This window comes from Streptomyces sp. NPDC091682, assembly GCF_044756625.1.
Lineage (GTDB): Bacteria > Actinomycetota > Actinomycetes > Streptomycetales > Streptomycetaceae > Streptomyces.
Genome location: NZ_JBIVTH010000006.1, coordinates 305,420 through 321,227 on the forward strand (window position 1 = coordinate 305,420; position 15,808 = coordinate 321,227).

Annotated in this window: 18 protein-coding genes; 13 read left to right on the plus strand and 5 right to left on the minus strand. The window is 71.8% G+C overall.

From position 1 onward, the window contains the following. Positions 1 to 18 precede the first annotated feature (18 nt). Complete coding sequence (locus ACIQK6_RS16710) at positions 19 to 1,176, plus strand: D-alanine--D-alanine ligase family protein (protein ID WP_329098855.1); 1,158 nt, start codon at positions 19 to 21, stop codon at positions 1,174 to 1,176. A gap of 93 nt (positions 1,177 to 1,269) precedes the next feature. Here the strand turns inward: ACIQK6_RS16710 and ACIQK6_RS16715 are convergent, their stop codons facing one another. Together ACIQK6_RS16715 and ACIQK6_RS16720 are read right to left on the minus strand one after the other, a co-directional pair. Then, complete coding sequence (locus tag ACIQK6_RS16715) at positions 1,270 to 1,782, minus strand: DUF3515 family protein (protein WP_329107607.1); 513 nt, start codon at positions 1,780 to 1,782, stop codon at positions 1,270 to 1,272. 23 nt (positions 1,783 to 1,805) lie between these two features. Further along, positions 1,806 to 2,039, minus strand: coding sequence for an Lrp/AsnC family transcriptional regulator (locus tag ACIQK6_RS16720; RefSeq protein ID WP_030011290.1), 234 nt, complete (start codon positions 2,037 to 2,039; stop codon positions 1,806 to 1,808). Between the two features lie 245 nt (positions 2,040 to 2,284). On the opposite strand from ACIQK6_RS16720, the gene ACIQK6_RS16725 reads away from it, so the two are divergent. Further along, a complete protein-coding gene (locus tag ACIQK6_RS16725; RefSeq protein WP_329098854.1) occupies positions 2,285 to 3,268 on the plus strand; it encodes a thiamine-phosphate kinase in 984 nt (327 codons plus the stop codon). Continuing rightward, positions 3,265 to 4,065 carry a bifunctional hydroxymethylpyrimidine kinase/phosphomethylpyrimidine kinase gene (gene thiD / locus ACIQK6_RS16730; RefSeq protein ID WP_329098853.1) on the plus strand — a complete coding sequence of 267 codons (801 nt, stop codon included), beginning with the start codon at positions 3,265 to 3,267 and terminating at the stop codon, positions 4,063 to 4,065. The genes ACIQK6_RS16725 and thiD overlap by 4 nt, the downstream gene beginning before the upstream one ends. A 109-nt stretch (positions 4,066 to 4,174) precedes the next feature. Here the strand turns inward: thiD and rpmB are convergent, their stop codons facing one another. Next, complete coding sequence (gene rpmB / locus ACIQK6_RS16735; protein ID WP_007266795.1) at positions 4,175 to 4,360, minus strand: 50S ribosomal protein L28; 186 nt, start codon at positions 4,358 to 4,360, stop codon at positions 4,175 to 4,177. Between the two features lie 240 nt (positions 4,361 to 4,600). On the opposite strand from rpmB, the gene ACIQK6_RS16740 reads away from it, so the two are divergent. From ACIQK6_RS16740 to mutM, 9 genes are all read left to right on the plus strand, one after another. After that, positions 4,601 to 6,271 (plus strand): DAK2 domain-containing protein, encoded by a 1,671-nt coding sequence (locus ACIQK6_RS16740; RefSeq protein ID WP_329098852.1) that lies wholly within the window; start codon positions 4,601 to 4,603, stop codon positions 6,269 to 6,271. A 26-nt stretch (positions 6,272 to 6,297) separates the two neighbouring features. After that, entirely contained in the window at positions 6,298 to 8,490 is a 2,193-nt protein-coding gene (gene recG / locus ACIQK6_RS16745) for an ATP-dependent DNA helicase RecG (protein ID WP_329098851.1), read from the plus strand. 76 nt (positions 8,491 to 8,566) lie between these two features. Further along, complete coding sequence (rsmD, locus tag ACIQK6_RS16750) at positions 8,567 to 9,145, plus strand: 16S rRNA (guanine(966)-N(2))-methyltransferase RsmD (RefSeq protein WP_329098850.1); 579 nt, start codon at positions 8,567 to 8,569, stop codon at positions 9,143 to 9,145. A 14-nt stretch (positions 9,146 to 9,159) separates the two neighbouring features. Further along, positions 9,160 to 9,639: a pantetheine-phosphate adenylyltransferase gene (coaD, locus tag ACIQK6_RS16755; RefSeq protein ID WP_329107606.1), complete on the plus strand. Its 480-nt coding sequence runs from the start codon at positions 9,160 to 9,162 to the stop codon at positions 9,637 to 9,639. Positions 9,640 to 9,742: 103 nt separating this feature from the next. Beyond that, a complete protein-coding gene (locus ACIQK6_RS16760; RefSeq protein WP_402694999.1) occupies positions 9,743 to 10,819 on the plus strand; it encodes a cell division initiation protein in 1,077 nt (358 codons plus the stop codon). Between the two features lie 111 nt (positions 10,820 to 10,930). Beyond that, the gene (locus ACIQK6_RS16765) at positions 10,931 to 11,599 is read left to right on the plus strand and encodes a YceD family protein (RefSeq protein WP_402695000.1); all 669 of its coding nucleotides are present in this window, start codon (positions 10,931 to 10,933) and stop codon (positions 11,597 to 11,599) included. Between the two features lie 2 nt (positions 11,600 to 11,601). Beyond that, on the plus strand, positions 11,602 to 11,775 hold the full coding sequence (gene rpmF / locus ACIQK6_RS16770; protein ID WP_003965982.1) for a 50S ribosomal protein L32: 174 nt from the start codon (positions 11,602 to 11,604) through the stop codon (positions 11,773 to 11,775). A 19-nt stretch (positions 11,776 to 11,794) separates the two neighbouring features. Continuing rightward, positions 11,795 to 12,643 carry a ribonuclease III gene (gene rnc, locus ACIQK6_RS16775; protein WP_329098848.1) on the plus strand — a complete coding sequence of 283 codons (849 nt, stop codon included), beginning with the start codon at positions 11,795 to 11,797 and terminating at the stop codon, positions 12,641 to 12,643. A 115-nt stretch (positions 12,644 to 12,758) separates the two neighbouring features. Then, the gene (mutM, locus tag ACIQK6_RS16780; protein ID WP_329098847.1) at positions 12,759 to 13,625 is read left to right on the plus strand and encodes a bifunctional DNA-formamidopyrimidine glycosylase/DNA-(apurinic or apyrimidinic site) lyase; all 867 of its coding nucleotides are present in this window, start codon (positions 12,759 to 12,761) and stop codon (positions 13,623 to 13,625) included. Here mutM and ACIQK6_RS16785 read toward each other — a convergent pair. Beyond that, on the minus strand, positions 13,598 to 14,002 hold the full coding sequence (locus ACIQK6_RS16785) for a helix-turn-helix domain-containing protein (protein WP_329098846.1): 405 nt from the start codon (positions 14,000 to 14,002) through the stop codon (positions 13,598 to 13,600). The two genes, mutM and ACIQK6_RS16785, sit on opposite strands and share 28 nt — an antisense overlap. A gap of 127 nt (positions 14,003 to 14,129) precedes the next feature. Here ACIQK6_RS16785 and ACIQK6_RS16790 point away from each other — a divergent pair, with 127 nt between their 5' ends. Continuing rightward, positions 14,130 to 14,741, plus strand: a complete 612-nt coding sequence (locus tag ACIQK6_RS16790) for a flavodoxin family protein (RefSeq protein WP_329098845.1) — start codon at positions 14,130 to 14,132, stop codon at positions 14,739 to 14,741. 16 nt (positions 14,742 to 14,757) lie between these two features. Here ACIQK6_RS16790 and ACIQK6_RS16795 read toward each other — a convergent pair whose 3' ends face one another. Then, entirely contained in the window at positions 14,758 to 15,729 is a 972-nt protein-coding gene (locus ACIQK6_RS16795) for a CAP domain-containing protein (protein ID WP_402695001.1), read from the minus strand. Positions 15,730 to 15,808: the final 79 nt, after the last annotated feature.

Below are 15,808 nucleotides of genomic sequence, written 5' to 3' on the forward strand. Positions count from 1 at the left end.
GGGTACTCTCGTGGCGATATGAGCAGCGAGAACCTCCCCCAGACCCCTGAGCAGCAGGGCCGCAAGCCCCGCGTGGCCGTCGTGTTCGGCGGCCGCAGCTCGGAACACGCCATCTCGGTCGTCACGGCGGGCGCCGTACTGCGCTCCATCGACCGCTCCAAGTACGAGGTGCTGCCCATCGGCATCACCACGGACGGCCGATGGGCGCTGACCGCCGACGAGCCCGAGCGGATGGCCATCGCCGACCGCACGCTCCCGAGCGTCGAGGAGCTCGCGGAATCCGAGGACGGCGCCGTCGTGCTCTCGGTCGACCCCGCCAGCCGCCAGGTCGTCTACACCGAACCGGGCGCCGTCCCCAAGGCCCTGGGCGAGGTCGACGTCGTCTTCCCCGTGCTGCACGGCCCGTACGGCGAGGACGGCACCCTCCAGGGCCTCCTGGAGCTCTCCGGCATCCCGTACGTCGGCTCCGGCGTCCTCGCCTCGGCCGTCGGCCAGGACAAGGACTACATGAAGCGGGTGTTCACGTCCTTCGGGCTGAGCGTCGGCCCGTACGTGACCATCCGCCCGCGCGAGTGGGAGGCCGACCGGGACGCCGCAACGGGCAAGATCCTGGACTTCGCCGCCGAGCACGGCTGGCCGCTGTTCATCAAGCCCGCCCGGGCCGGCTCCTCCATCGGCATCACCAAGGTCGACGACGCCTCCGGCCTGGACGCCGCGGTCAAGGAAGCCCGGCGCCACGACCCGAAGATCATCGTGGAGGCGCTGCTGCGCGGCCGCGAGATCGAGTGCGGGGTCCTGGAGTTCGAGGACGGCCCGCGGGCGAGCGTCCCCGCCGAGATCCCGCCGGTGTCCAGCCACGACTTCTACGACTTCGAGGCGAAGTACATCGACTCGGCCTCCGGGATCGTGCCCGCCCCGCTCACCCCGGAGCAGACCGCCGAGGTGCAGCGACTCGCGATCGAGGCCTTCGAGGCCGCGTCCTGCGAGGGCCTGGTGCGCGCCGACTTCTTCCTCACCGAGGACGGCACGTTCGTCATCAACGAGATCAACACGATGCCGGGCTTCACCCCGATCTCCATGTACCCGTTGATGTGGCAGAAGACGGGCATCGAGTACCGGGAGCTGGTGGACCGCCTGATCCAGGCGGCCCTGCGCCGCTCCACCGGCCTGCGCTGACAGTCGTCCGAAAAGCCGACCGCCCGCCGACCGCCTTCGAAGGCGGTCGGCGGGCGGCGGTGTGCTCGGTACCCGATGGGCCGAGCGCGGTGCTCAGTAGGAGGCGATGCCCTCGGGCACGGTCGCGGTGATCGCCGTGGACAGGCCGACCAGCATGCCCGCGTCCGTGGCGTGCTCCCCGTCGACCTGGACCTCGGTGTAGGCCAGCCGCAGCCCGGTGGTGAACCGGAACCCCCCGCCGGAACCGGCGTCGAGCTTCTCCAGCAGCCACGCCACGCCGTTCACGTGGACGCCCTCCTGCTTCGGATCGAGCATCTTGGGGGGTTTGGGGATACCGCACCGCAGTACGATCGCCGAGCCGCCCCACGAGGCGGTCAGATCGGACTCCGGTTCGGTTCTGGTCCGCGCCAGGCCGGCCACCGTCTCCGGGAGCTCCTTGTGCAGTGCCGCACAGAGTCCCGCGACGGCGGCGGGCGGCGTGGGCGGTGGGTCCACCCGGGCTTCGTCGGATCCGCCCGGGGAGCACGCCGCGGCGGCCAGGACGGCCATCGAGGCGGGCACGGCGGACAAGGCGCGGACACGCAGGGGCCGGCGGTGGAGGGACATCACCGGCCTAGAGTAGACGGGGGCTACAGATGGACCACCGGGCAGGTCAAGGTGCGGGTGATCCCCTCCACCTGCTGGACCTTGGCGACCACCATGCGGCCGAGGTCGTCGACGGTGTCGGCCTGGGCGCGCACGATCACGTCGTACGGGCCCGTCACGTCTTCGGCTTGGATCACCCCCGGGATCTGGCCGATGGACTCGGCGACGAACGACGCCTTGCCCACTTCGGTCTGGATAAGGATGTACGCCTGTACCACGGAACCTCCAGGGCGGCCACGAGGATCATTTCCCCTAACCTTCGGGTGGGCCCCACACGATTGAACGGGCCGGGGGAAGAAGGGACGCCACGGTACCGCGTCGCCGTGCGCTGCGGGGAGACCCGCGGGCCCGGCGCCACGCACAGCGGGGCGTACGGAGAGCAGAAGTTGACGTATCTGTTGACGGTACCCAGAGCTGAGACGGCTCGCGACCGCAAGCGGACTGGGCAAGAAGGGGCACAGCGATGAAGGGCACTGTCGGCGAGCTGGGGGAGTTCGGGCTGATCAGGGAGCTCACCTCACGGCTCACCACCACCCCGGCGGTCCGGCTCGGACCGGGCGACGACGCCGCGGTGGTGTCCGCCCCCGACCGGCGGGTCGTGGCGAGCACCGACATCCTGTTGGAGGGCCGGCACTTCCGGCGCGACTGGTCCACGGCCTACGACGTCGGCCGCAAGGCCGCCGCGCAGAACCTCGCCGACATCGCCGCCATGGGCGCGGTGCCGACCGCGCTGCTGCTCGGCCTCGTCGTCCCCGCCGAACTGCCCGTCACCTGGCCCACCGAGCTGATGGACGGGATCCGCGACGAGTGCCAGGTTGCCGGCGCGGCCGTGGTCGGCGGGGACGTCGTCCGCGGGGACGTCATCACCGTCGCCATCACCGCCCTCGGCGACCTGCGCAACCACGAGCCCGTCCTGCGCTCCGGCGCCCAGCCCGGCGACGTCGTCGCCGTCACCGGCTGGCTCGGTTGGTCCGCGGCCGGCTTCGCCGTGCTCTCGCGCGGCTTCCGCTCCCCGCGGGCCTTCGTCGAGGCGCACCGACGCCCCGAGCCGCCCTACCACGCGGGCCCCGCGGCCGCCGGACTCGGCGCCACCGCCATGACCGACGTCAGCGACGGCCTGATCGCCGACCTCGGGCACATCGCCGAAGCCAGCAAGGTAAGGATCGACCTGCGCTCGGCGGCCGTCGACATCCCGACCCAGATGCACGACATCGGGCAGGCGGTCGGCGTGGACCCGTTGCAGTGGGTGCTCACCGGAGGCGAGGACCACGCGATCGTGGCGACCTTCCCGCCCGACGTGAAGCTCCCCGCCCGCTGGAAGGTCATCGGCGAGGTCCTCAACCGCTCCGCGCTGCCCCAGGTGACCGTCGACGGCGCGCCCTGGACCAGCACCGGCGGCTGGGACCACTTCGGGGCCGACCCGGCCGCCCAGGACGGGATGCTGTGAGCACCGCCCCGCCGCTGTGCCTGACCGTCGCCGGATCGGACTCCGGCGGCGGCGCCGGCATCCAGGCCGACCTCAAGACCATGTTGGCGCTCGGGGTGCACGGCATGAGCGTGGTGACCGCCGTGACGGCGCAGAACTCGCTCGGGGTACGCGGAGTCTGGGAACTGCCCGCCGAGGCCGTCACGGCCCAGTACCGGGCCGTCGTGGACGACATCGGGGTCCGGGCCGTGAAGACCGGGATGCTCTCCTCCGCCGTCCTGGTGGAGACCGTGGCCGCGCTGCTGGCGGACACCCGGGCCCCGGCCGTCGTGGACCCCGTCGGGGTCTCCAAGCACGGGGACGCACTGCTCGCCGCCTCGGCGCTGGACGCCGTACGCAAGGAGCTGCTGCCGCGGGCCATGGTGGCCACCCCCAACCTGGACGAGGTGGCCCAGCTCACGGGTGTGGTGGTGGAGACCGAGGACGACATGCGACGGGCCGCCGACGCGGTCCTCGGCCACGGGCCGCGGTGGGCGCTGATCAAGGGCGGACACCTCGCGGCGCACGGCCATGAGGCGGTGGACCTGCTCACCGACGGCAGCGAGGAGCGGTGGCTGCGGGCCCCGCGTCACGACAACCGGCACACCCACGGCACCGGCTGCACCCTGGCCAGCGCGATCGCGGCGGGCCTGGCGAAGGGACTGACCGTCCCGGAGGCGGTCGCGGCCGCCAAGGAGTACGTCACGGGCGCCATCGCCGCCGGCTTCGCGCTCGGCGGGGGCATCGGCCCGGTGGACCACGCCTGGCAGTGGCGCTGAACCCGCTGCGACGGCCCGGCCGGGCCCCCGGACAAGGCAAAAGGCCGGTTCACCAGAGGTGAACCGGCCTTTTTGGCAACCGGAAAGGGCTGCGCTACGACGGGAGGCGTCAGCGCGAGACCTTACCGGCCTTGATGCACGAGGTGCAGGCGTTGAGGCGCTTCGGCGTCCCATTGACCACGGCACGGACGCGCTGGATGTTCGGGTTCCAGCGACGCGAGGTGCGGCGGTGCGAGTGGGAGATGTTGTTGCCGAAGCTCGGCCCCTTGGCGCAAACGTCGCAGTTGGCAGCCACAGGTCACTCCAAGACTTCAGATGCAATTACAGTGAAACCGGCGCACCGGATTCAGAGGTCTGAAGTGGTTTGCCGGGGGAATGGCCCGACTCTCATCGGGCAACCGGAGCAGCATACAACGACTGCGTCCGTCCAAGAAAACTACCATGTCCGCCGCCGGCCCCGCCCCGCGGTCCCTACGCCCGGGCGGTCCTTCGTTACCCTGCGGTGAACCCTGGCCCGCACAAGGAGGAACGCCCGGTGCCGCACGAGCCGCAGTCGCAGTCCCCTGACGAGCTCGACGCCGAAGCGGTGCGCACCTGGAGCTCGCTGGCCCTCGCCGCACTGGGCCGGGCCCGCGAGGACATCGACGCGATCAACGTCTACCCGGTCGCCGACGCGGACACCGGCACCAACCTCTACCTCACCGCCGAATCGGCCGACCGCGGCCTTGCCGAGGCCTTCCCCGGGGTGACCGACGGCACAGGGCGGACCTCCCTGGCCGAGGCCGTACGGGCCTGGGCGCACGGAGCCCTGGTGGGCGCCCGCGGGAACTCCGGGACGATCCTGGCGCAGCTGCTGCGCGGAGTGGCCGACGTACTCGGCGACGAGCCCCTCGAGCCGGTGGAACGGGCGGAACGGGGCCCCGGCGGGCTGCTGGCCCGCGCGCTTACCCGGGCCGCGGAGGAGGCGTACGCGGCCGTCGCGCACCCGGTGGAGGGCACCATGCTCACCGTCGCCGGCGCCGCCGCCCGGGCCGGCGAGGCGGCCGGTGCCGCCGCCGGGACCGCGACCGAGGTGGCCCGGGCCGCCTACGACGGGGCCCGCGCCGCCCTGGCCGAGACCCCCGGGCAGCTCGCCGCGCTGGGCCGGGCGGGAGTGGTCGACGCCGGGGGCTCCGGGCTGGTCGTCGTCTTTGGCGCCCTGTGGCAGGCCCTGTCCGGCCAGGAACCGGCCGCCGAACCGGTACGCGGCCGCGCGGTGCCCGTCCCGCAGTCACCGGACCCCTGCGCGCAGGAGGAGGACGGGCCCGCGTACGAGGTGATCTACCTGCTGGAGGCCTCCGAGGCGGCCGTCGGCGAACTGCGCGAACGCCTCGACGGACTCGGCGACTCCCTGGTCGTGGTCGGCGGCGACGGACTGTGGAACGTCCACGTCCACGTCGACGACCCCGGCGCGGCCGTGGAAGCCGGAGTCGTGGCCGGACGGCCCTACCGGATACGGATCACCCACTTCGGGGACGAGCGCCGCCGGGCACGGGGCGAGCGCGCCCAGCGGGCCGTGGTCGCCGTCGTCCCCGGCGAGGGACTGGCCGGGCTGTGCGGGGAGGCGGGAGCGACCACCGTGCTCGTACGCCCCGGGGAGCCGCCGGCCGTCGCCGAACTGCTCGACGCCGTCCGCCGCGCGCACGCCCGCGAAGTGGTGCTGCTGCCGGGCGGCGCCGAACTGCGCGCCGCCGCGAACGCGGCGGCCGAACAGGCCCGCGCCGAAGGCGTACGGGTGGCCGTGATCCCCACCCGGTCCGCGGTCCAGGGCCTGGCCGCCCTCGCCGTGCACGACCCGGAGGGCAGCTTCGACGAGGACGTGGTCGCCATGACGGCGGCCGCCGGCGCCACCCGGTACGGGGAGCTGGCCTTCGCCGAGAGGCAGTCCTTCACCTCGGCCGGCATCTGCCAGGCCGGTGACGTGCTCGGCCTCATCGACGGCGACGTCGCGGTGATCGGGGCGGGCCTGGCCGAGACCGCCGAGGCCGTCCTGGACCGGATGCTGGGCTCCGGCGGCGAACTCGTCACCCTGGTCCTGGGACCCGACGTACCGGACGCCGTTGCCGAGCGCCTGGAGGCCTACGTCCAGCAGGGCCACCTCGCGGTGGACACCGTCACCTACCGGGGCGGCCGGTACTCGGCTCCGCTCCTCGTCGGGGTGGAATAGCGGGCTTGTCAGCGCCATGGTGTGCAATGGAACACGTGCCCGCGCTCGACGAAGACCTCAAGAAGACGCTCGGTCCCGCCACCGCCAAGGTGCTGGCCGAGCAGCTCGGCCTGCACACGGCCCTGGACCTGCTCCACCACTACCCGCGGCGGTACGCCGAGCGCGGTGAGCTGACCTCGTTGGCCGAGCTCGCCGACCAGATCGACGAGCACGTCACCGTCGTCGCGCAGGTCGCCGACGCCCGGATCCTGACCTTCAACGGGGGCCGCGGCAAGCGTCTGGAGGTGACGATCACCGACGGCAACGGCCGCCTCCAGCTCGTCTTCTTCGGCGCCGGGGTCCACAAACCGCACAAGGACCTGCTGCCCGGCAGCCGCGCCATGTTCGCCGGCAAGGTCTCCAAGTTCAACCACAAGCTCCAGCTCGCGCACCCGGCCTACGAGCCGCTCGGCGCGGACGCCTCCGACCGGGACGCCGCGGCCGCCTTCGCCAATCAACTCATCCCGATCTACCCGGCCTGCGCCAAGCTGGAGTCCTGGAAGATCGCCAAGTGCGTGGACGCGGTGCTGCCCAGCGCCCGGGACGCCGTGGACCCGCTGCCGCCCGCCCTGCGCCAGGGCCGCGGGCTGGTCCCGCTCACCGAGGCCCTGCTGAAGATCCACCGCCCGGGCACCAAGGCCGACATCGAGGACGCCCGCCAGCGCCTGAAGTGGGACGAGGCCTTCATCCTGCAGGTCGCCCTGGCCCGCCGCCGGAACGCCGACTCCCAGCTCCCGGCCGTCCCGCGCCGCCCCGTCCCCGGCGGCCTGCTCGACTCCTTCGACGCGAAGCTGCCCTTCACCCTCACCCAGGGCCAGCGGACCGTCTCCAAGGAGATCTTCGACGACCTGGCCACCGAACACCCCATGCACCGCCTCCTCCAGGGGGAGGTCGGTTCGGGCAAGACCCTGGTCGCGCTGCGCGCGATGCTCGCCGTCGTGGACAGCGGCGGACAGGCGGCGATGCTCGCGCCCACCGAGGTGCTCGCCCAGCAGCACCACCGCTCCATCACCGAGATGATGGGCGAGCTCGCCGAGGGAGGCATGCTCGGCGGCTCCGACCAGGGGACCAAGGTGGTGCTGCTCACCGGCTCCATGGGGATGCCCGCACGCCGCCAGGCCCTGCTCGACCTGGTCACCGGTGAGGCCGGGATCGTGATCGGCACGCACGCGCTGATCGAGGACAAGGTGCAGTTCCACGACCTCGGCCTGGTCGTCGTGGACGAGCAGCACCGTTTCGGGGTGGAGCAGCGCGACGCGCTGCGGTCCAAGGGGAAGCAGCCCCCGCACCTGCTGGTGATGACGGCGACCCCGATCCCGCGCACGGTCGCCATGACCGTCTTCGGCGACCTGGAGACCTCCGTCCTCGACCAGCTGCCTGCAGGGCGCTCCCCGATCGCCACGCACGTGGTGCCCTCGAAGGACAAGCCGCACTTCCTCGCCCGGGCCTGGGAACGGGTCCGCGAGGAGGTCGAGAAGGGGCACCAGGCGTATGTGGTCTGCCCCCGCATCGGGGACGGGGAGGACGAACCCAAGAAGAAGTCCGCCGAGGACGACGGCGACAAGAGGCCGCCCCTCGCGGTCGTGGAGATCGCCGAGCAGCTTGCGCGCGGACCGCTGGCGGGGCTGAGCGTCGAGGTGCTGCACGGCCGGATGGACCCCGCCGACAAGGACGACGTCATGCGCCGGTTCGCCGCCGGCGAGGTCAAGGTGCTGGTCGCCACCACCGTCATCGAGGTCGGGGTGAACGTCCCCAACTCCACCGCCATGGTGATCATGGACGCGGACCGGTTCGGCGTCTCCCAGCTCCACCAGCTGCGCGGCCGCGTCGGCCGGGGCTCCGCGCCCGGTCTGTGCCTGTTGGTCAGCGAAATGCACGAGGCCAGCCCCGCCCGGGCCCGGCTGGCCGCCGTCGCCGCCACCCTCGACGGCTTCGAACTCTCCCGGATCGACCTGGAACAGCGCCGCGAGGGCGATGTGCTCGGCCAGGCCCAGTCCGGAGTTCGCTCCTCGCTGCGCATGCTCGCCGTCATCGAGGACGAGGAGGTCATCGTCCAGGCGCGGGAGGAGGCCACCCGCGTCGTCGCCGAGGACCCCGCGCTGGAACACCTGCCGGGTCTGCGGAGGGCGCTGGACGCCCTCCTGGACACCGAGCGGGAGCAGTATCTGGAGAAGGGCTGAGCGGTACGACATATCGTTGGAGTGCCGCGGCAGCGCCGGGGCACTCCACCCCTACCGCCGTACCGAAGGACCCCAGATGACCCGCGTGATCGCCGGCAGCGCCGGCGGGCGACGGCTGGCCGTGCCCCCCGGCACCGGCACCCGGCCGACCTCGGACCGGATGCGCGAAGGCCTCTTCTCCACTTGGGAGTCGCTGCACGGCGTCGAAGGGGCCCGGGTGCTCGACCTGTACGGCGGCTCCGGCGCCGTCGGCCTGGAAGCGCTCTCCCGGGGCGCGGACCACACCCTGCTCGTCGAGGCCGACGCCAAGGCCGCCAAGGCGATCCGGGACAACATCCGGACGCTGGCCCTGCCCGGGGCGGAATTCCGTGCGGGCAAGGCCGAGCAGATCGTGGCGGCCCGGGCCGCCGGGGACCCGTACGACATCGTCTTCCTGGATCCGCCGTACGCCGTGGACAGCGCCGACCTGCGGGAGATCCTCCTCACACTCCGGTCCAATGGCTGGATCACGGACGATGCGCTCGTCACCGTGGAGCGCAGTACCAGGAGCGGAGCCTTCCCGTGGCCCGAGGGCTTCGAGCCGCTCCGGTCGCGCAAGTACGGCGAGGGCACCCTTTGGTACGGCCGCGCCGCTTTCACCAGCGAAGAATCATGAACGAGGGAGTTCAGTTGCGCCGCGCCGTCTGTCCGGGGTCCTTCGACCCCATCCACAACGGACACCTCGACGTCATCGGACGCGCCTCCAGGCTGTACGACGTCGTGTACGTCGCCGTGGGGATCAACGACTCGAAGCAGGGCCTGTTCACGGTCGAGGAGCGGATCGAGCTGATCCGCGAGGCGACGGCCGAGTACGGCAATATCGAGGTCGAGGCCTTCCGCGGACTGCTCGTCGACTTCTGCAAGCAGCGGGACATCCCGGCCATCGTCAAGGGCCTGCGCGCGGTCAGCGACTTCGACTACGAGCTCCAGATGGCCCAGATGAACATGGGCCTGGCGGGAGTCGACACGCTGTTCGTCCCGACCATCCCCACCTACAGCTTCCTGTCCTCCTCGCTGGTCAAGGAGGTCGCGGCCTGGGGCGGCGACGTCGCCCACCTGCTGCCGGCGAACGTCCACTCGGCGCTCCGGGAGCGGCTGCGCGACCGCTGACCGCCTGACGGCGCATCAGGCGGTGTCGGGGGCCCGCCCGGTGGCCGTACAGTCGTCCCGTCCGTCTCAGGAACCGCCTGAGGCCGAGAGAGTGCGAGCCCCCATGGACGTGCAGAAGAAGCTCGACGAGATCGTCGCGGCCGTCGGCGGCGCCCGGTCCATGCCCATGTCGGCCTCCTGCGTGATCAACCGCGCCGAGCTCCTGGAGCAGCTCGAAGAGGTGCGCCAGGCGCTGCCCGGCTCGCTCGCACAGGCCCAGGAGCTCATCGGCGGCCGCGAGCAGATGGTCGAGGAGGCCCGCCGGGAGGCGGGGCGGATCATCGACGCGGCCCACAACCAGCGCGGTTCGCTGATCTCCGACACCGAAGTCGCGCGGCGCTCGCAGGCCGAGGCGGACCGGATCCTGGAGGAGGCCCGCCGGGAGGCCGAGGAGATCCGGGCCGAGGCCGACGACTACGTCGACAGCAAGCTCGCGAACTTCGAAGTCGTGCTGGCCAAGACCATCGGTTCGGTGGACCGGGGTCGGGAGAAGCTCCTGGGCCGCGGCCCGGGGCTGGACGAGCACGGCTACCCGGACATGGAGGCGCCCGAGCGCAGCCACGACCCCGAGACGCAGCGACAGCAGGCGGACGCCTACGTGGACACCAAGCTGGCGACCTTCGAGGCGGTGCTCTCCAAGACCCTGGAGGCCGTGGGCCGCGGCCGGCAGAAGCTCCTGGGTCGGGTCCCGACGGACGACCTGGGCGTGCACATGGCCGCCCAGGACGCGGTGGGCGGACCGCAATCCCGCTCGGCGAGCGACTCGGACTTCCTGGCGGGCCTGGCGGAGCCGGAGCCGCTGCGCGCGCAGGCGCCGATCCCGGCGCAGGCGGAGCCCGTGTACGACACGTACGGCTACCAGCAGCCCGCCCAGCCCGCCACCCAGCAGCAGGACGCCTACGCCTACCAGGACCCGTACGGCGGCTACCAGCAGCAGCCGGACCCGTACTCCACCGCGGGCGGCGGCTCCGGCGGAGCGGCCTACGCCGCGCACTACGACGCGCAGCAGCCCGACCCCTATGCCGCGTACCAACCCCAGGCCCAGGCCCAGGCCCAGCAGCCCTCGCTCGACGAGACCAGCCTCTTCGACACGAGCATGATCAACCTGGACCAGCTGCGCCAGTACGAACAGGGGCGCTAGGGCCGGATTGGGCGCTGGGCGCCGCTGCGGGTATCCTGGCTGTTCGGTCGCGCGTATGCACCGCGATCCATGCTGCCCTAGTGCGGCGGAATCTTTGATCTTCAGCGATCTGTGAAAGCAGGAACGGCCCTGAATACCCGCCTCGACCACCGCAACCCCCTCGTGTTCGACACGCACGAGCTGGGCCGGCGTCCTGGTGCCATGCAGCGGCTGTCCCGTGAGATCGCGGCACCGGCGGACTTCGGTCTCGTCGGCGTCATCGGAGTGCCGGAAGGCGCCCCGGTGAAGCTCAACCTCCGCCTGGAGTCGGTCATGGAAGGGGTGCTTGTCACAGGCACCGCCCGTGCATCGGCCGTGGGGGAGTGCGTAAGGTGTCTGGAGTCCGTCGAGCGCGAGCTCAAGGCGGACTTCCAGGAGATGTTCTCGTACCCTGACGCCGACGACCGGAGCCGCTCCGAGGCGGAACCGGCCGACGACGCCGAGGACGACGAGGACACGCTCTTCCTCGAGGACGGTTTGTTCGACCTCGAACCCGTGCTGCGGGATGTGGTGGTGCTCGCACTGCCCATGCAGCCGGTGTGCCGGGAGGACTGTCTCGGACTGTGCCCCGATTGCGGGCTCAGCCTGAACGACGACCCGGACCACCACCATGACGCCGTCGACATCCGTTGGGCGGCATTGCAAGGACTCGTCGTGACCGATCAGGACGGCGAGAAGGACAACATGAGCGGCACTGCCTCTGACGGAGTTCAGGGCGCCGCCGAGAAGCAGGAGAAGTAGCCGTGGCTGTTCCGAAGCGGAAGATGTCGCGCAGCAACACGCGCCACCGCCGGTCGCAGTGGAAGGCTGCGGTCCCCACCCTGGTTTCGTGCGAGCGTTGCCAGGAGCCGAAGCTCCAGCACATTGCGTGCCCGAGCTGCGGCACCTACAACAAGCGCCAGGTCCTCGAGGTCTGAGCGGCTGGTGAGAGGCGCAATGTCTGAGCTGTCCAACGCTGAGAAGCAGGCAGACAGTAACAACGCGGCCTCGTCCCACACGCTTCTAGAAGGGCGGCTCGGGTATCAACTCGAGTCCGCCCTTCTGGTGCGTGCGCTGACCCACCGCTCGTACGCGTACGAGAACGGCGGTCTGCCCACCAACGAACGCCTGGAGTTCCTCGGGGACTCCGTGCTGGGCCTGGTGGTCACGGACACGCTGTACACGACCCACCCGGATCTCCCCGAAGGCCAGCTGGCCAAGCTTCGGGCCGCGGTGGTCAACTCGCGCGCACTGGCGGAGGTCGGACGCGGCCTCGAACTCGGCTCCTTCATCCGGCTCGGCCGGGGCGAAGAGGGCACGGGAGGCCGGGACAAGGCCTCCATCCTCGCCGACACCCTTGAAGCGGTGATCGGCGCGGTCTATCTCGATCAGGGCCTCGACGCGGCCTCGGAGCTGGTCCACCGGCTCTTCGACCCGCTCATCGAGAAGTCCTCGAACCTCGGGGCCGGCCTGGACTGGAAGACCAGTCTCCAGGAACTCACGGCGGCCGAAGGCCTTGGCGTGCCCGAGTACCTGGTCTCCGAGACCGGTCCGGACCACGAGAAGACCTTCACTGCTGCCGCTCGCGTCGGTGGTGTCTCGTACGGCACCGGCACCGGCCGCAGCAAGAAGGAAGCGGAACAGCAGGCCGCGGAGTCCGCATGGCGCGGAATCCGTGCCGCCGCGGACGAGCGGACCGCGGCTGCGGCGGCCGCCGCGACCGCCGGTCCGGCCGGGGTCCCGGCTGCGGCCGGGAACGAGAACGGCGGGGTGCCGTCGCCCGCCGACTCGGCACCGGACGCCTGACCCTTCCTTCGGGACGTACCCGCCCGCTCCTGCCTCGCAGGGGCGGGCGGTTGTCGTTTCCGGCGGCCGGTACGCTCGCCGGGAGCGTCAGATCCACTCCCACCGGAGGTGCCCCGTGCCCGAGTTGCCCGAAGTCGAAGTCGTGCGGCGGGGGCTGGAGCGCTGGGTGGCGGGGCGGACCGTCGAGGCCGTCGAGATCCTGCATCCGCGGGCCGTCCGGCGCCATCCGGGCGGCGGGGCCGACTTCGCGGCGCGCCTGTGCGGGGAGACCTTCGGGGTGGCGCAGCGGCGCGGGAAGTACCTGTGGCTGCCGCTGGAGGGCCGCGACCTGTCCGTGCTCGGGCACCTCGGGATGAGCGGGCAGCTGCTGGTGCAGCCGCAGGACGCCCCCGACGAGAAGCACCTGCGGATCCGGGTGCGCTTCGACGACGCCGGGACGGAGCTGCGCTTCGTGGACCAGCGGACCTTCGGCGGCCTCTCGCTGCACGAGGTAGCCGCCGACAGCACCGACGGACTGCCCGACGTGATCGCGCACATCGCGCGCGACCCCCTGGACCCGTTGTTCGACGAGGGCGCCTACCACCTCGCGCTGCGCGCCAAGCGGACCACCGTCAAGCGGGCGCTACTGGACCAGTCCCTCATCAGCGGGGTCGGCAACATCTACGCGGACGAGGCGCTGTGGCGCGCCAAGCTGCACTACGAACGCCCGACCTCGGGGCTCACGCGCCCGCGGAGCGCGGAACTCCTCGGCCATGCCCGGGACGTCATGAACGCCGCCCTCGCGGTCGGTGGCACCAGCTTCGACAGCCTCTACGTCAACGTGAACGGGGAGTCGGGCTACTTCGACCGTTCGCTCGATGCCTACGGGCGCGAGGACGAACCCTGCCGGCGCTGCGGCACGCCGATACGGCGCCGGCCGTGGATGAACCGGTCGAGCTACTTCTGCCCGCGCTGTCAGCGGCCGCCGCGCGTGGCGTCGTAGGACTGCCGGGCACCCAGTACCGCCGGCATGTTCCCCTCCAGGCAGTGGATGAGCGCGAGCAGCCGGTCCGCGACCTCGACGCCGAGGGGGGTCAGTTCGTAGTCGACGCGCGGCGGGTTCGTGGGCTGCGCCTCGCGGTGGACGATGCCGTCGCGCTCCAGTGCGTGCAGGGTCTGGGAGAGCATCTTCTCGCTCACGCCCTCCACCCGGCGGCGCAGCTCGTTGAAGCGGCAAGGGCCTTCGCGCAGGGCGCCCACGGTGAGGCTGCCCCAGCGGCCGGTGACGTGTTCGAGCGTTTCCCGGGACGGGCAGGCGCGCGCGAAGACGTCGAACGGTTGCTCCATCTCGGCGGCTTCGGTACAGGCGGGGTTCTCCATGCGGATCAGCGTACTCCCCGGCAGCGCTAACTCGAGGGTTGCGCTTTCTAAAAGTTAGTGGTTTTCTTTCTCTCGTCGCACCACGCCCTGTGCCGCGACGAGAGTTTTCCCGAGGGAGAGATCAGCCTTGTCCGCAATCACGCACACCCCCGTCGTCTCGATCGCCTACCACTCCGGCTACGGCCACACCGCCGTCGTCGCCGAGGCGGTTCGCAGCGGCGCCGCGGAAGCCGGGGCGACCGTTCACCTGATCAAGGTCGACGAGATCGACGACGCCCAGTGGGAGCTGCTCGACGCCTCCGACGCGATCGTCTTCGGATCCCCGACGTACATGGGCACCGCCTCCGGCGCCTTCCACGTCTTCGCCGAGGCCTCCTCGAAGCGCTGGTTCGGCGACACGTGGCAGGACAAGCTGGCGGCCGGCTTCACGAACTCCGCGTCCAAGAGCGGCGACAAGCTGCACACCCTGCAGTTCTTCCAGATCCTGGCCGCGCAGCACGGCATGAGCTGGGTCAACCTGGGTCTGAAGCCGGGCTGGAACTCCAGCACGGCCTCCGAGAACGACCTGAACCGTCTCGGCTTCTTCGCCGGCGCCGCCGCCCAGACCAACTCCGACGAGGGCGCGGACGCGGTCCACAAGGCCGACATCGCGACCGCCGAGCACCTCGGCCGCCGCGTCACCGAGCAGACCCGCATCGTCATCGCGGGCCGCGCGGCCCTGGCGGCCGCCGCGGTCTGAGCCCCGCGGGCTCGACTCAGAAGCCGAAGTCCTGGGTCCACCAGGGGCCGCCGGCAGCGACGTGGACACCGACGCCCAGGGTGCGGAACTCGCAGTTGAGGATGTTCGCCTTGTGGTCCGGGCTGTTCATCCAGGCCTTCATCGCGGCCTCGGCGTCGCCCTGGCCGCGGGCTATGTTCTCGCCGCCGAGGCCCGAGATGCCGGCCTTGGTGGCGCGGTCCCACGGAGTGTTGCCTTCGGGGTCCTCGTGACTGAAGAAGCCCCGGGTGGCCATGTCCAGGCTGAAGGCTCCGGCCAACGACGCGAGCGGCGGATTGGCCCGGACCGGGCCGCACCCGGCCAGCGCGCGCTCCTGGTTCACCAGGTCGACGACGGCGGCCTCCTCCGCGGAGTGGCCGTCCAGCGGCGGGCGGGGCTCGTGGGTCGTCGACTTCGACGGCGCCGGTGCCGGGGCCCGGCTCGTGGTGGGTGCCGGGGCCGTCGGCGCGGCCGGCACGGCGGGCGCGGCCGGGCTCGTGCGCGGGGCCTTCGCGGACGGGGCCTTGGTGGACGGGGCCGGCGTCGCCGACGGGGAAGAGCTCGGTGCGGCGGACGGCGTCGCCGACGGAGAGGGGGAGGCGCTCGGGGAGCCGCTCGGCGAGGCGCTCGGGGAAGCGGACGCCGACGGGGAGGTCGGGATCGACGGCTTCGGGGACGGGCTGCCCGATCCGGTGCCGGCGGAGGTGCGGCCGGACAGGTTCACGAGGCCGTTCTGCTGGTGCAGCGCCGTGTCGGGGTCGGTCGAGGCCTTGGCCCTGGCTTCCGGGGCGGGGGCATCCGTACCGCTGACACCCACGTAGGGGAACGAGCCGCCGACCGGCACCATGCCGGTGGTGACGGCCGCGGTGCCGAGGGCGACGGCCACCGAAACGCCCAGCAGGCCGGTGCGCAGGGCGGTGCCGCGCTTGCCGCCGTTGTGCGGCGCGGCGGGGAGACGGTGACGGCCCATCGGAGCGTGCCTTCCTTGCCGGGTGAAGATCATCCCTTACCCACCCAAATGGGTGAGTTCATTGCTGCGCGACTGTACG

Coding starts and splice junctions, on each gene's coding strand:
- ACIQK6_RS16710 (WP_329098855.1), top strand. CDS start 19: ATGAGCAGCGAGAACCTCCCCCAGACCCCTGAGCAGCAGGGCCGCAAG.
- ACIQK6_RS16715 (WP_329107607.1), bottom strand. CDS start 1,782: ATGTCCCTCCACCGCCGGCCCCTGCGTGTCCGCGCCTTGTCCGCCGTG.
- ACIQK6_RS16725 (WP_329098854.1), top strand. CDS start 2,285: ATGAAGGGCACTGTCGGCGAGCTGGGGGAGTTCGGGCTGATCAGGGAG.
- recG (WP_329098851.1), top strand. CDS start 6,298: ATGGAACACGTGCCCGCGCTCGACGAAGACCTCAAGAAGACGCTCGGT.
- rsmD (WP_329098850.1), top strand. CDS start 8,567: ATGACCCGCGTGATCGCCGGCAGCGCCGGCGGGCGACGGCTGGCCGTG.
- ACIQK6_RS16760 (WP_402694999.1), top strand. CDS start 9,743: ATGGACGTGCAGAAGAAGCTCGACGAGATCGTCGCGGCCGTCGGCGGC.
- rnc (WP_329098848.1), top strand. CDS start 11,795: ATGTCTGAGCTGTCCAACGCTGAGAAGCAGGCAGACAGTAACAACGCG.
- ACIQK6_RS16785 (WP_329098846.1), bottom strand. CDS start 14,002: ATGGAGAACCCCGCCTGTACCGAAGCCGCCGAGATGGAGCAACCGTTC.
- ACIQK6_RS16795 (WP_402695001.1), bottom strand. CDS start 15,729: ATGGGCCGTCACCGTCTCCCCGCCGCGCCGCACAACGGCGGCAAGCGC.